The 14,361-nt window shown below is 73.4% G+C and carries 12 protein-coding genes; all 12 read right to left on the reverse strand.

What is annotated here, in order from left to right; all coding sequences use genetic code 11:
* Window positions 1–19: 19 nt before the first annotated feature.
* Complete coding sequence (locus tag KF840_21405; protein ID MBX3027461.1) at window positions 20–2,167, reverse strand: hypothetical protein; 2,148 nt, start codon at window positions 2,165–2,167, stop codon at window positions 20–22.
* A gap of 268 nt (window positions 2,168–2,435) precedes the next feature.
* Entirely contained in the window at window positions 2,436–2,927 is a 492-nt protein-coding gene (locus tag KF840_21410) for an HIT domain-containing protein (GenBank protein ID MBX3027462.1), read from the reverse strand.
* Window positions 2,928–2,946: 19 nt separating this feature from the next.
* Window positions 2,947–3,261 (reverse strand): integration host factor subunit beta, encoded by a 315-nt coding sequence (locus tag KF840_21415; GenBank protein ID MBX3027463.1) that lies wholly within the window; start codon window positions 3,259–3,261, stop codon window positions 2,947–2,949.
* 10 nt (window positions 3,262–3,271) lie between these two features.
* The gene (locus KF840_21420; GenBank protein ID MBX3027464.1) at window positions 3,272–5,014 is read right to left on the reverse strand and encodes a 30S ribosomal protein S1; all 1,743 of its coding nucleotides are present in this window, start codon (window positions 5,012–5,014) and stop codon (window positions 3,272–3,274) included.
* A gap of 59 nt (window positions 5,015–5,073) precedes the next feature.
* Window positions 5,074–5,745 (reverse strand): (d)CMP kinase, encoded by a 672-nt coding sequence (gene cmk, locus KF840_21425; protein ID MBX3027465.1) that lies wholly within the window; start codon window positions 5,743–5,745, stop codon window positions 5,074–5,076.
* Window positions 5,742–7,025: a 3-phosphoshikimate 1-carboxyvinyltransferase gene (aroA, locus tag KF840_21430; protein ID MBX3027466.1), complete on the reverse strand. Its 1,284-nt coding sequence runs from the start codon at window positions 7,023–7,025 to the stop codon at window positions 5,742–5,744. Before aroA ends, cmk begins: the two co-directional genes overlap by 4 nt.
* Window positions 7,022–7,882, reverse strand: a complete 861-nt coding sequence (locus KF840_21435; protein ID MBX3027467.1) for a prephenate dehydrogenase/arogenate dehydrogenase family protein — start codon at window positions 7,880–7,882, stop codon at window positions 7,022–7,024. The genes aroA and KF840_21435 overlap by 4 nt, the downstream gene beginning before the upstream one ends.
* Complete coding sequence (locus KF840_21440; protein ID MBX3027468.1) at window positions 7,872–8,984, reverse strand: histidinol-phosphate transaminase; 1,113 nt, start codon at window positions 8,982–8,984, stop codon at window positions 7,872–7,874. The genes KF840_21435 and KF840_21440 overlap by 11 nt, the downstream gene beginning before the upstream one ends.
* Entirely contained in the window at window positions 8,981–10,087 is a 1,107-nt protein-coding gene (gene pheA, locus KF840_21445; GenBank protein MBX3027469.1) for a prephenate dehydratase, read from the reverse strand. The genes KF840_21440 and pheA overlap by 4 nt, the downstream gene beginning before the upstream one ends.
* A gap of 46 nt (window positions 10,088–10,133) precedes the next feature.
* Entirely contained in the window at window positions 10,134–11,024 is an 891-nt protein-coding gene (miaA, locus tag KF840_21450) for a tRNA (adenosine(37)-N6)-dimethylallyltransferase MiaA (GenBank protein MBX3027470.1), read from the reverse strand.
* A gap of 94 nt (window positions 11,025–11,118) precedes the next feature.
* Complete coding sequence (gene mutL, locus KF840_21455; protein MBX3027471.1) at window positions 11,119–12,906, reverse strand: DNA mismatch repair endonuclease MutL; 1,788 nt, start codon at window positions 12,904–12,906, stop codon at window positions 11,119–11,121.
* Window positions 12,903–14,303: a glucose-6-phosphate isomerase gene (locus KF840_21460; GenBank protein ID MBX3027472.1), complete on the reverse strand. Its 1,401-nt coding sequence runs from the start codon at window positions 14,301–14,303 to the stop codon at window positions 12,903–12,905. The genes mutL and KF840_21460 overlap by 4 nt, the downstream gene beginning before the upstream one ends.
* Window positions 14,304–14,361 lie beyond the last annotated feature (58 nt).

The following is a 14,361-nucleotide window of genomic DNA, read 5'->3' on the forward strand; positions in this document are numbered from 1 at the left end:
GTCCTCCCGCTGTCGGCCATCATCGGTTGAGCTCCGGCGTCGTGCTGATGCGCTGCAGGCGGAAGATGCCTTCGACCTGGATCGGACTGCGGTGCAGACCCTGCAGCTCCTCCGCGTAGGTGCCGCCGACGGTGTCGAAGCCGTAGTCGGGATCACTGAGCCCGCTCGGATCGGTGCCGCTGAACGTGAGGCGGATGGCGCGCTGGATCTGGAACGCCTCCGGGGTCGGCCGTCCCTGGGGATCGAGGTTGTCGTGGTCGGGGTGGAATTTGTGGCGGTAGGGATTGGTCGGGAAGTCGGGCGTCAGAACGATCGCCGCCGTCAGCGCGCCGGTGCCGCCGAAGTCGCCGGTCATCGCCAGCTCGTTGCCGGGGAAATCGAAGTGCGCCGTGCTCAGGCGCCGGCCGACGGGGATGCCGTCGCGCAGTGCCGCGCCGCGGAAGGTGGGGATCAGCCCATCGTCGGTCAGCAGCACGTAGCGCCCGGGCGTGGCGTCGACCTGGAGCTGCGGGTCGTCCCGGTCGGGCCGCGTCGTGCCGTTCTGCCACATCTGGATGACCTGCTTGAGGAGCCGCGTCGTGCCGCTGCCGTCGACGTGGATGAGGAGCCGCATCGAGAAGGTCGAGCCGCCGCCGGACTGGTCGCAGCGGAAGGCGCAGTCGGCGGCGCGCGCGCACGACCGGTTGTCGTTCACGCCGCCGAGGCAGCGGCTGCCGCTGTTGCACGTCGACCCCGGGCAGTCCTGCGCCGCGGTGGCCGGGCTGCAGGACTGGCCGGCGCGCGCGCCGCCGGCGCAGACCGCCGTGTCGCCGCAGCTCGAACCGGGGCAGTCGCTGGCGGCGCTGCACGGCAGACCGAGGTTGATGCCGCCGGCGCAGGCGCGCGGCGGCGCCGTGCAGCTCGACCCGGGACAGTCGGTCGCCTGCGTCGCCACCGTGCAGGCCGTGCCGGCCTTGCTGCCGCCGGCGCAGGTCAGGGTGCAGACGCCGGGGCAGTCCGTCGGCCCGGTGCAGCTCAAACCCTCGTTGGCGCCGCCGGTGCAGACGTTGCCCTGGCCCTGCGTCGATACCGGCGTCAGCGAGCCGATCTGCGGTTGGCTCACCTTGCGCACCTCGGCCGCGCCCACCCAGAGGCCGGCGAACGCGGACGATCCCCCAGATCCCGAGACCGCCGCGGCGGCGACATCGCTCTTGACGCTGAGCGGCAGCAGCCAGCGCATGCCGGCGCCGCGGATGGCGAGCACCGATCCCACCTCCGGCTGCGCCAGGGCGCTGCGGCGCACCGCCAGGCGCGCCGACTGCGCCCCGCCGGCGGTGGTCGGCAACGACAGCGCGCCGCTCAACGCCGGCCACTGCACCGTGCCGGCATTGGGACCGCTGGTGACCAGGGTGCGGTAGGAGAGCGGCAGCGCCGTCGGCGAGGCGAGGTCCTGGATGCTGATCGCCAGCGGTGCGGCCGAGAGATTGACCAGGGCCAGCAGGTGCTGACTGACGCCGCGGCCGAAGCTCACGCCGTCGGAGGTCGGCACGTCGACCCGGATCGGCCCCAGGTAGTCGGAGCCGCTGGCGCTGTAGACCCAGTAGGCCTCGCCGTAGCGCATGGTGGCGGCGTTCGGCGCCGCGATGCGCTCCCACACGCCGCTCGGCAGCAGGTGGTAGACCGGCTGTCCGCGCTGCGCCGCCGACGGCGCGAAGTACGCCGCGAAGGTCGGCGCCGCGTTGGGATCGATCGGGAAGCCGGTGAGGGTATAGGCGTTCGCCTGCCAGTTGATCAGCGGCACCAGCGGCCGGCCGGTGATGCGCAGGGTGGTCGCCGGGCCGTCGAGGTAGATCAGGAAGGCGCGATTGCCCTCGATGCTGACCAGTTCGCGATCGGCCAGCGTCGCGGCGAGCGCCTCCTCGCGGTTGGCGGGGATGTACGCGACCCAGCCGCGCTGGCCGAGCAGCGCGTCGTCGGGATTGCGGATGAACTCCACCGAGCTGGTCTCGGTGCCGCGCGTCCACACGCTGCGCACCGGGATGCCGTCGAAGATGTTGGCGGGCTCGCTGTCGTTGGGCGACACGTGCAGGTAGATGGCGTTCCAGCCGGGCACGAGATCGAAGCTCTGCGTCCACTGCGGCTGGCTGGCGCGCGCCGCGGTCGCCACCGCCAACGCCGCGATCGCCACCAGCAGCGTGCGGAGCGTGGGCGACGCGAACCGCCTCCACGTCCCCCTGGACCATCCCGCGCTCGCAGCCGCCATATCGCCCTCCCTGCAGAAGTCGTGCAGACCGTCAGCTAGGAAGAACCGCTGCCCCGCGGGCGCTGAAGTCGCTGCCAAGGAGCTACTTGATTGCCGACTCACAAGTCAACGAAAAAGAGAGCCGCGGCTGCCCATGCGTCCGCCAGCGGCGCGGTCTGCGCGACGCGGTGGCGAGCGGCGGCGGCGGCGGCGCTCAGCCGTCGAGCGGCGCGAACACCGGCCGCAACCGCGCCCACAGCGCGTCGAGGTGCTCCGGGAGGCAGCTCACCTCGGCGATGACCGGCATGAAGTTGGTGTCGCCGTTCCAGCGCGGCACCAGGTGCCAGTGCAGGTGCTGCGCGAAGCCGGCACCGGCGGCGGCGCCGAGGTTGAGGCCGACGTTCATGCCGTCCGGGCGGAAGGTCGACTGCAGGAGCCCGACGGCGCGCCGCAGCGTCTCGCTCAGCGCCGCGTACGCCGTCGCCTCGAGCGCGCCGAGGTCGGCGGTGTGGGCGCGCGGCGCCACCATCAGGTGGCCGTTGGCGTACGGGTAGCGGTTGAGCATCACCACCGCGTGCGCGCTGGCCGCCAGCACCAGCGCCGCCTGCGGGTCGGCCGCCGGCGCGTCGCAGAAGATGCACGCGCCGGACTTCGGCGCGCCGATGTAGGCCATGCGCCACGGCGCCCACAGGGCTCGATGCGCCATGGCGGGTGTGGGCCCCGCGTCAGCTCTGGGCCGCCGCCTCGGCGGCGCCCTCGGCGTCGCCGTCGACGCGCAGCCGCAGCTCCTTGCCGACCTTGAAGAAGGGCACCCGCTTGGCGGCCACCGCGACCCGCTTGCCGGTGCGCGGATTGCGCCCGTCGCGCGCCTCGCGGTGCTTGACCACGAAACTGCCGAAGCCCCGGATCTCGATCCGCTCGCCGCGCCGCAGGGCGTCGGCGAGACTCTCGAAGACGGCGTTGACCATGACCTCCGCGTCGCGCCGCGAGAACCGCGGATAGAGGGTCACGAGCTCGTCGATCAAGGCCCGCTTGGTCACCGCCGCCGCCTCACTTGGTCTCGCCGTTGTCTCCGCGCTTCGCCTGGTCGTCGCGATCGAGCCGCAGGTCCGAGCCGAGGATGTCCTCGAACGAGAAGCGGCCGCCCTCGCGCTCGCGCTGCAGGTACGACTCGATCTCCTCGCGCTCCTCGGACTTGCGCAGCGCCTTGATGCTGAGCGCGATCTTGCGGTCACGCGCGTCCACCGCCGTCACCTCGGCCTCGACCTCCTGGCCGGGCTGGAACAGCCCCTGCGGCTTGTCGACGCGATCCATGCTGAGCTGCGAGACGTGGATGAGGCCTTCGATGCCCTCCTCCACCTCCATGAACACGCCGAAGTCGGTGACGCTGGTGACCTTGCCGTGCACCCGCGTGCCGACCGGGTAGCGCGAGCTCATGCTCGACCATGGATCCTCGGCCAACTGCTTGATGCCGAGCGAGATGCGTTCGTTCTCGACGTCGATGCCGAGCACCACCGCCTCGACCTCGTCGCCCTTCTGGAACAGCTCCGACGGGTGGCGGACCTTCTTGGTCCAGTGCAGGTCGGAGATGTGCACCAGCCCGTCGATGCCCTCCTCGACGCCGATGAACACGCCGAAGTCGGTGAGGTTCTTCACCGGGCCCTTGATGTGGCTGCCGATCGGATGGTTGATGCGCACCATCTCCCAGGGGTTCGGCTCCGCCTGCTTGAGCCCCAGGGAAATTCTGCGGTTGCCGGTGTCGACGTCGAGCACCATGACGTCGACTTCCTGGCCCACCTCCAGCACCTTCGAGGGATGGGTGACGCGCTTGGTCCACGACATCTCGGAGACGTGCACCAGGCCCTCGATGCCGGGCTCGAGCTCGACGAAGGCGCCGTAGTCGGCCAGGCTCACCACCTTGCCGTGCACCCGCGCGCCGACCGGATAGCGCTCGGCGACGCTCGCCCACGGGTCGGGCATGATCTGCTTCATGCCCAGCGACACGCGACCGCGCTCGGGATCGTACTTGAGGACGACGACGCGGGCGCGGTCGCCGACGTTGACCACGTCGGACGGCTTGTTCACCCGGCCCCACGACATGTCGGTCACGTGCAGCAGGCCGTCGATGCCGCCGAGGTCCACGAACGCCCCGTAGTCGGTGATGTTCTTGACGATGCCCTCGAGGATGACGCCCTCCTCGAGCACCTTCAGCGTCTCCTGCTTCAACTGCGCGCGTTCCTTCTCCATCACCGCGCGCCGCGAGACGACGACGTTGCCGCGCGCGCGGTTGAACTTCAGCACCGCGAAGTGCCCGCGCTGGCCGATGTAGCGATCGAGATTGCGCGACGGCCGCAGGTCGGCGTGCGAGCCGGGCAGGAACGCCGGGACGCCGACGTCCACCTTCAGACCGCCCTTCACCTTGCCGACGATGACGCCCTCGACGACGCCGTTGTTCTGGAAGGCCTCCTCGATGTCCCGCCACACCTTGGCCTGTTCGGCCTTGCTGCGGGAGAGCAGGATGCCGCCGTGTTCGCCCTCGTCGGCATCGAAGTAGACGTCGATCTCATCGCCCTCGTGAACCGTCACCTCGCCGTCGCGGGTGCTGAACTCGCTGATCGGGATCTGTCCTTCGGACTTGTACCCGATGTCCACGGTGACCTGGTCGCGGCCGATGTTCACCACCCGGCCCCGGACCACTTCGCCCGGCTTGACGGCGCGCAAGCTCTCTTCGAAGAGCTTGCGAAACTCGTCGCCGCCGCCTTCGGGCGCGGCCACTCTGGGTTGCTGACTCATGTGGGTAATCCTCTCTCGAGACGAGATTCCGGCTTCATAGCCCCGAAGGGTGTTACTTTTCAAGGGTTCCCCTGCGCCGCCACGAGCTTGCGCACGCGCGCCACGACCTCGTCGACGCTCTCGCTGGTGGTGTCGACGAGCAGCGCGTCGGCGGCGGGCACCAGCGGCGAGTGCGCCCGGCCGCGGTCGCGCGCGTCGCGCTCCTCGATCTCGCGCTGGATGTGTCCCAGGTCGGCGGGGTCGCCCCGCGCGGCGAGCTCCGCCCAGCGCCGGCGCGCCCGCTCCGCGGCGCTGGCGACGAGAAAGATCTTCACCGTGGCGTGCGGCAGGACGACGGTGCCGATGTCGCGCCCCTCCATCACCACCCCGCCGCCCTCCCCCATCCGGCGCTGCAGGGCGACCAGGCGTTCGCGCACCGCCGGGTGGGTCGAGACCCTGGACGCCCACTGCCCGGCCTCCGCGCTGCGGATGGCGCCGGTCAGATCGCGGCCGTTGGCGAGCACGCGCACGCCGTCGGCGCGCTCGGCGAACTCCAGGCGCAGCGCGTCGCACAGCGCCGCCAGCGCCGGCGCATCGTCGAGTTCGACGCCGGCCTCGTCGGCCAGCACGCCGACCACGCGGTACATGGCGCCGGTGTCGACGTAGCGCAGGCCGAGCGCCTGGGCGAGGCGCCGGCTGACGGTGCTCTTGCCGGCGCCGGCGGGCCCGTCGATGGCGATCGTCGGCTTCATCGCCGCAGCCCCTCCAGACGGGCGAAGAAGTCGGGAAAGGTCTTGGCGACGCACCCCGGATCGGCGATCGTCACCCCCGGCACCTTCAGGCCGACGAGCGCGAAGGCCATGGCGATGCGGTGGTCGTCGTAGGTCGCGATCCGCGCCGCGTGCAGCGGCGACGGCCAGACGCTGAGGCCGTCGTCGCGCTCCTCGACCCGCGCCCCGAGGCGCGCCAGCTCGCTGGCGACGGCGCGCAGCCGGTCGCTCTCCTGCCAGCGCAGGTGGGCGACGTTGCGGATGTGCACCGGCCCGCTGGCGAAGGGCGCGATCGCCGCCAGGGTGGGCGCGGTATCGGAGCAGGCGTTGAGGTCGGCGTCGATGCCGGCGAGCTGCGCCGGCCCCTCGACGCTGATCGCGTCCGCCTCCCAGCGCACGCGCGCCCCCATGCGCTCGAGCAGGGCGGCGAACGCGACGTCCCCCTGCAGCGAGCCGCGGTGCAGGCCGACGACCCGCACCCGCCCGCCGGTGAGCGCCGCCGCCGCCCAGAAGTAGTGCGCGCTCGAGGCGTCCGGCTCGACGGCGTAGCGCTGGGCGCGATAGCGCTGGCCGCTCGCGACCCGATAGACGCGGTCGCCGGCGCGCTCCACCGTCACCCCCCACTGCCCCATCACCGCCACCGTCATGTCGATGTACGGCTGGGCGATGACCGGGCCGGTGAGCGTGATGACGACGTCGCGCGCCGCGTACGGCGCCACCTGCAGCAACGCCGAGACGAACTGGCTCGAGCGCGCCGCCGCCAGCTCGGTGGCGCCGCCGGGCAGGCCGTCGGCCTCGACCAGCACCGGCGGCGACCCGGTGCCGGCTTCGCTGCGCAGCCGCGCGCCGAGGCGCCCCAGGGCGTCGACGAGATCCTGGATCGGCCGCTCGCGCATGCGCGGCGTCCCGTCGATGCGGTATCGGCCGTGGCCGAGGCAGAGCGCCGCGACCAGGAAGCGCATCGCCGTCCCGGCGTTGCCGACGAACAGCTCGGCGGCGGCGCGGGGCCAGGTGCCGCCGCGGCCCTCGATGGTCAGCCGGGCGGCCGCCTCGTCGGCCTCGACCGCGATGCCGAGGGCGCGCAGCGCCGCCGCCATGTAGCGGGTGTCGTCGCTGAACAGCACCCCGTCGAGCACCGAGCGGCCGTCGGCCAGCGCCGCCAACAGGGCGACCCGGTTGCTGATCGACTTCGAGCCCGGCACCCGCACCACCGCGTCGGGCGGCCGCGCCAGGGGCTGCAGCGTGATCGCGTCGTCGCTCACGCCGCGCCGCCGTCAGCGCCGCCGCGCCGCGCCGCGACCGCGGCCTCGAGCAGCGCCTGCAGCGCCCGTTCGTCGCCCGCCGCCACCGCGGCGCGCAGCCGCGCCACCGCGGCGCTGAAGGCGTCGGTCGCCGCCAGCACCGCCTCGGCGTTGGCGAGCAGGATGTCGCGCCACAGCTCGGCCGGGCTGGCGGCGACGCGCGTCGCGTCGCGCCAACTGCCGCCGGCGAACGCCGCCATGCCGCCGTCCGCCGCCGCCAGCGCGCCCACCAGCGCGTAGGCGACGACGTGCGGCAGGTGGCTCACCCAGGCGAGCGCCCGGTCGTGCGCCGCCGGCGTCATCGTCTGCACCCGCGCGCCGACGCCCTCCCAGAGCCCCCGCACCCGCGCCAGCGCCGCCGCGTCGGTGCGCGGCGACGGCGTCAGGATGCACGGCGCGCCGCGGAACAGCGCCGCGTCGGCGGCGGCGGCGCCGGCGCGCTCGCTGCCGGCGATCGGATGCCCGCCGACGAACGGGCGATCGGCCGGCAGCACCGCTTCGCACTGCGCCACCACCTCGCCCTTGACGCTGCCGACGTCGGTGACCAGGGTCCCGGGCCGCAGGTGCGGCAGCAGGCTCCGCGCCACCGCCGCGGTGCTGCGCACCGGCACCGCCAGCACCACGAGGTCGACCGGCCCGAGGCCGGCGGGGTCGCGCAGCGTGCGGTCGCAGATGCCGCGCGCCCGCGCCACCGCCAGGTTCGCCTCGCCGCGGCCGATGCCGACTACCTCGCCGATCAGCCCGGCGGCGCGCGCCGCCAGCGCCAGCGAGCCGCCGATCAGCCCGACGCCGACGATCGCCGCGCGCTCAAACCCCAACGCCCCGCCCTTCCTCGCGCAGGGTGCGCAGCGCCGCCACCAGCCGCTCGTTCTCGTTGCGCGTGCCGACGGTGACCCGCACGTGCTCCGGGAAGCCGTACACCGGCACCGGGCGCACGATGACGCCGAGGCGCAGCAACTGGTCGTAGAGCCGCGCCGCGTTGCCGACCCGCACCAGGATGAAGTTCGCCCAGCTCGGGACGCATTCCAGGCCGAGCTCGGCGAACGCCGCGCGCAGGAACGCCATGCCCTCGCGGTTGACGGCGCGCGTGCGCTCGACGTGCTCGTCGTCGTCGAGCGCCGCCAGGGCCGCCACCTGGGCGAGCGTGTTGACGTTGAACGGCGCCCGCAGGCGGTTCAGCAGGTCGATGATCGCCGGATGCGCGACGCCGTAGCCGATGCGCAGGCCGGCGAGGCCGTAGATCTTCGAGAAGGTGCGCAGCACGATCAGCAGGTGGTCGCCGCCGACGTCGGCGAGGCCGTCCGGATAGCGCGGGTCCTCGACGTACTCGAAGTACGCCTCGTCCATGACGATCACCACGTCGCGCGGCACCGCCGCCAGGAACTCCTGCCACTGCTCGCGGAAGACGATGGTGCCGGTCGGGTTGTTGGGGTTGGCGAGGAAGATCAGCCGCGTCGCCGGCGTGATCGCCTCGGCCATCGCCTCGAGGTCGTGGGTGAACTGGCGCAGCGGCACGATGATGCCGCGCCCGCCCTGCGCCTGCACCAGCATGCGGTAGATGACGAAGGCCTGGTCGGCCATCACCGCTTCCTCGCCGGCGTGCAGGAAGGTGCGGACGACGAGCTCGATGATCTCGTTCGAGCCGTTGCCGAAGACCAGCGACTCCGGCGACACCCGCAGCGCGCGCGCCAGGGCGCGGCGCAGGTGGTAGCAGTTGCCGTCCGGATAGCGGTGGATGTCGGCGATCGCCGCGTGCAGCGCCGCCAGGGCCTTCGGCGACGGGCCGAGCGGGTTCTCGTTCGACGCCAGCTTGATCGAGTCGGTGATGCCGTACTCGCGCTCCAACTCGTCGATCGGCTTGCCGGGCGGATACGGCTGCAGCGAGTGCAGCCAGGGCCGGACCAGGTTCTTCACGTTCATGGTCGCGCCTCGCCCTCCGGCCAGCGCCAGGCGGGATACGAGCCGAGCACCTTGACGAACAGCGCCCGCTCCTTCAACCCCGCCAGCGCCTTCTGCATGCGCGGCTCGGCGCTGTGGCCGGCCAGGTCGATGAAGAACACGTACTCCCAGGCGCGGCCCTTGAGCGGTCGCGACTCGATGGTGCTGAGGTTGATGCGCTGCCGGGCGAACGCCTCCAGCACCCGGAACAGCGCCCCCGACTCGTGCGGCACGGCGAACAGGATCGAGGTCTTGTCGTCGCCGGTCGGCGCGCCGTTGCCGTCGTGGCTGACCACCAGGAAGCGGGTGACGTTGTTGGGCAGGTCCTGGATGCTGGCGGCGACGATCTTCAGCTTGAGCCGCTCGGCCGCCCGCCGCGAGGCGATCGCCGCCGTGCCCGGGTGCGCCGCCGCCTGCTCGGCGGCGACCGCGTTGCTCGCCACCTCCGCCACCGGCAGGTTCGGGAAGTGCTGCGCCAGCCAGCCGCGGCACTGGGCGAGCGACTGCGGATGGGAGACGATGCGCCGCACCCGGCGCGGCTCGGCGCTGCGCGCCAGCAGACAGTGGTCGATGCGCAGCAGCACCTCGGCCTTGATGGTCAGCGGCGAGGCGATGAAGCGGTCGAGCGTCTGCGCCACCACGCCCTCGGTCGAGTTCTCCACCGGCACCACCCCGTACTCGGCGCGGCCGCGCTCGACCTCGTCGAACACCGCGTCCACCGAGCCGAACGGCAGCAGGTTCGGCCCGGAGCCGAACTGCTCGCCCGCCGCCTGCTGGCAGTACGTGCCCGCCGGGCCGAGATAGGCGACGCGCAACGGCTGCTCGAGGGCGCGGCAGCCCGAGATCACCTCGCGGAAGATGGTGCGCACGTGCGCCGGCCGCAGCGGCCCCTCGTTCAGTCGCGCCAGGCGCTGGAAGATGCGCTTCTCGCGCTCCGGGACGTACTTGCTGGTGTGGCCGTTGCGCGCCTTGGCATGGCCCACCTGCAGCGCCAGCGCGGCGCGCTCGTTGAGCAGGCGCAGGAGCTGGTCGTCGACGCGGTCGATCCGCGCTCGCAGCGATTCGAGAGAGGGAGCTCTGGCCACGACCTGTTGGCTCTAGCAGGGGCGGCAGGGCATCTCCACCGTCCCGTCAGGCCGGCAGCCGCGCCGCCGCCCCGGGCGCCAGCCACTGCACCGTCGGGTCGGCGCGGAACCAGGTCATCTGTCGCTTGGCGAGCTGCCGCGTCGCCCGCTGCATCGCCGCCAGCGCCGCCGCCAGCGCCGCCTCGCCGCGCAGGTACGCCCCCATCTGCCGATAGCCGATGCTGCGCAGCGCCGGCAGCTCGGGCGGGTAGCCGCGCGCCCACAGGGCGCGGATCTCCTCCAGCAGGCCGCCCGCCACCATCGCCTCGCAGCGCGCGTCGAGCCGCGCGTAGAGCGCCGCCCGCGGCACCCGCAGTCCGACCAGCCGCATCGTCAGCCCGCTCGCCGCCGCGCGGGACGCCGCGTGCCACTCGCTGAGCGGACGCCCGCTCGTCTCGAACACCTCCAGCGCGCGCACCAGGCGCACCCGATCGCGCGCCGCCAGCCGCGCCGCGGTGGCGGGGTCGACCGCCGTCAGCCGCGCGTGCAGCGCGCCCGGCGTCGCCTCCTCCTCGGCGATCAGGCGCGCCCGCAGCGCCGGGTCCGCCCCCGGACCCGGGAACAGCCCGACGCGCAGCGCCCGCAGGTAGAGCCCGCTGCCGCCGACCACGAGCACCCGCCGCCCGCGCGACTGGATGTCCGCGATCGCCGCCCGCGCCAGCGCCGCATAGCGCGCCGCATCGAACGCCGCGTCCGGATCGACGACGTCGAACAGGTGATGCGGCACCCGCGCCCGCTCCGCCGCCGTCGGCTTCGCCGTGCCGATGTCGAGGCCGCGGAACACCTGGCGCGAATCGCAGTTGACGATCTCGGCATCCCAGCGCCCCGCCAACTCGAGCGACACCGCCGTCTTCCCACTCCCCGTGGGGCCGACCAGCGCGACGATTTCGGAATCCATAGACGTCCTTCACCGCAGAGACGCAGGGGCGCGGAGGCTTCGGACTGGAAGCGGTTGCCTCCGTGTCTCGGCGCCTCTGCGGTGAAAGCCTTCCTCAGGTTCGCTTGAACCAACGCTCCAGGTCGCCCCGCGACAGCACCAGGAACGCCGGGCGGCCGTGCGGGCAGTTGCCGGAGAAGTCCACCGCGTCCATCGCCTGCAGCAGGGCGCGCATCTGCGCCGGGGCCATGTTCTGGCCGACGCGGACGGCGCTGTGGCAGGCGAGGCGCGACAGCACCGCCTCGGCGGCCTGGTCGAGGCGGCGCGAACGCCCGATGTCGACCAGGTCGGTGGCGACGTCGCGCAGCAGGCCGACGGCGTCGTCGTCGGCGAGCAGCGCCGGCACGGCGCGCACCGCGAAGGCGCCGCCACCGTAGGCCTCGACCTCGAAACCGACCGCGTCCAGCGTGTCGAGCTGCTCGCCGAGCAGCGCCGCCTCGCGCGGCCCGAGCTCGACCACCGCCGGCACCAGCATCTGCTGCCGCGGCACCAGGCCGCTCGCGTAGGCGCCGCGCAGGCGCTCGAAGGTGACCCGCTCGTGCGCCGCGTGCTGGTCGATGAGCACCAACTGGTCGCGCCCTTCGCAGATCAGATAGCCCTCGAACACCTGGCCGAGCGGCCGCAGCGCGGCGAAGAACCCGGCCGCCGCCGCGGCCGCCTCGACCGCCGGCAGCGGCGCGCTCGGGCGCGCCGGCGCCGGCGCCTCCAACAGGCGCAGCGGCGGCGCCGCCGGGGCCGCCCCGCGGTCGCCGCGCGGCGGGATGCGCAACGGCATCTGCGGGGGCGGCACGGCGCCCAGGGCGACGGTGGCGCGCGGCGCCTCGCCGCGCTGGTCGCGCAGGCGCGCCTGGACGCCGCGCGCCAACAGCTCGTGCACCGCGCCGCCGTGGCGGAACCGCACCTCCGACTTCGCCGGGTGCACGTTGACGTCGACCTCGCCGCACGGCACCTCGAGGAACACCGCCGCCGCCGGATACCGACCGTGCATCAGCAGCGTGCTGTAGCCGGCGAGCAGCGCGTGCGTCACCAGCTTGTCGCGCACGTAGCGGCGATTGACGTAGGTGTAGACCTGGCGCGGGCTCGGCAGGCTGAAGTGCGAATCGCTGAGCCAGCCGTGCACCAGCGCGCCGCCGGCGCGATGCGCGAACGGCAGCATCGCCGCGGCGCGCTCGCGTCCGAACACCTGGCGGATGCGCTCGCCGTCGTCGGCCACCGCCGCCAGCTCGACCAGCGCGCGGCCGCCGTGGCGGAGCGTGAAGCCGACCTGCGGGAAGGCGAGCGCGGTGCGCGTCAGCAGCTCGCTGACGTGCCCCACCTCGGTCGCCGGCGCCTTGAGGAACTTGCGCCGCGCCGGCACGTTCCCGAACAGCTCGGCGACCTCCACCCGGGTGCCGATCGGCGCCCCGACCTCGCGCGCCTCGACCCGCCGCCCGTGCTCCATCACCACCCGCGTGCCGGCGAGGTCGCCGCCGCGCCGCGTCGTCAGCGTCGTGCGCGACACCGCGGCGATGCTCGCCAGCGCCTCGCCGCGAAAGCCGAGGGTGGCGATGGCGCCGAGGTCGTCCACCGACTGCAGCTTGCTGGTGGCGTGGCGGGCGAAGGCGGTGACCGCGTCGTCGGCGCCCATGCCCTCGCCGTCGTCGATCACCGCGATCAGCGCCGTCCCCGCCTGCTCCAGCTCGACCGCGATGCGCCGCGCTCCGGCGTCGAGGGCGTTCTCGACCAGCTCCTTCACCACCGACGCCGGGCGCTCGACCACCTCGCCGGCGGCGATCTGGTCGGCGATCTCGGCCGGCAGCACCCGCACGCGCCGGCCGCCGCTCGCCGCCGGCGCCTCGCTCACACCAGGGAACGCGTCGCCTTCGCCGCCAACCATGCCTCGACCTCTTCCCGATCCTCCCACGCCTTGCGCCCCGCCAGGCCGAACGTGAGCTGCCGCCCCTCGTCGGCCGCCGGCTGGTCCCAACTGTTCACCCGGTGCAGGCCGGCGGCGAACACCGTCGCCGCCTCGAACAGGAACACCAACTGGCCGATGGTGAAGGCGTTGATCTGCGGCACCGACAGGGTGAGCGACAGCCGCCCCCGCTGCTGCAGCGCCAGCTCGGTGGCGCGCTGCTCCGTATTGAGCAGCGCCCCCAACCCTTTGCCGCGCAGGTAGCCGACGCCCTCGAGGTCGCCGTAGGCGCTGGGGATCTCGATCTCGCGCCCGTGATCCTCGACGCGCACGAAGCAGACGACGCGATCGGCCGGGCCATCGAGCCAGAGTTGCAGCAGCGCGTGCTGGTCGCTGACGCCCACCGCCGCCTGCGGCGTCGTGCCGACGGCGCGCGGCCGGCCGTCCAGGTCGACCGCCTTGCCCAGGCTCTCCGCCCACACCTGCGCGAACCAGCGCGCCAGGGCGCGCAGCCGGTCGCTGTAGGGCATCAGCACGACGGTGTGCGTCTGCGCCTGCGTCTCGGCGAGATAGAGCAGCGCCGCCAGCAGCAGCGCCGGGTTCTCCCACAACAGCGGCGAGCGCGTGCGCTGGTCCATCCAGGCGGCGCCGGCCAGCACGTCCTCGACCCGCACGCCGCCCACCGCGGCGGGGAACAGCCCGGCGGCGGTGAGCACCGAGAAGCGACTGCCCACCCCGGCCGGAACGGCGAGGTCGCGAAAGCCCTCGTCGTTGACGATCTGTCGCAGGCTGCCGCGCTCGGCGTCGGTGGTGATGATGACCCGGGGTTTGTAGTCGATGGCGCCGAGGGCGCGCAGCAGGCGATCGCGGACGATCATGAACTGGGCGATGGTCGATGCCGTCTCGCCCGACTTGCTGACCACGTTGAAGGCGGTGCGCGTCAGGTCGAGATCGTCGAGCAGGGCGCCGAGGCTCCAGGGGTCGACGTTGTCGGCGACCACGACGCGCGGCCCGCCGGCGCCGAGCGCGCTGAGCATGGCGCGGCTCCCCAGCGCCGAGCCGCCGACGCCGAGCACCACCAGGGTGTCGATCTCGTCGCGCACCTCGCGCGCCAGGGCGGTCGTGCGGGCGAGCGCCTCGGGCTGCTCGACCAGGTCGAGCACCGGCATCTGGCCGCCGCGCCGGCGCTCGGCGACGGTACGGACGCAGTCGGCGGCGCGCTCGGCCAGCGCCTCGAGGTCGGCGCGCGCCAGGCCACCCTCCTCCAGCGCCTCGCTCAGCATGCCGCTCGGGTCGAGGCGGACGGTCATCCGCTCGCGCACCGCCCGACGGCGGAAATCAGGCATGCCGCTTCCTAACACGCCGCCGCGCATCGAGTCGACGCTGCGCTGGCCGGCTGTCAGT

The organism is bacterium (assembly GCA_019637795.1).
GTDB lineage: Bacteria > Desulfobacterota > Binatia > HRBIN30 > CADEER01 > JAHBUY01.

Bases quoted from the DNA above. Each gene is read 5' to 3' on its own strand.
- KF840_21410 (MBX3027462.1), bottom strand. From the start codon at position 2,927: ATGGCGCATCGAGCCCTGTGGGCGCCGTGGCGCATGGCCTACATCGGC.
- KF840_21420 (MBX3027464.1), bottom strand. From the start codon at position 5,014: ATGAGTCAGCAACCCAGAGTGGCCGCGCCCGAAGGCGGCGGCGACGAG.
- cmk (MBX3027465.1), bottom strand. From the start codon at position 5,745: ATGAAGCCGACGATCGCCATCGACGGGCCCGCCGGCGCCGGCAAGAGC.
- KF840_21440 (MBX3027468.1), bottom strand. From the start codon at position 8,984: ATGAACGTGAAGAACCTGGTCCGGCCCTGGCTGCACTCGCTGCAGCCG.
- miaA (MBX3027470.1), bottom strand. From the start codon at position 11,024: ATGGATTCCGAAATCGTCGCGCTGGTCGGCCCCACGGGGAGTGGGAAG.
- KF840_21460 (MBX3027472.1), bottom strand. From the start codon at position 14,303: ATGCCTGATTTCCGCCGTCGGGCGGTGCGCGAGCGGATGACCGTCCGC.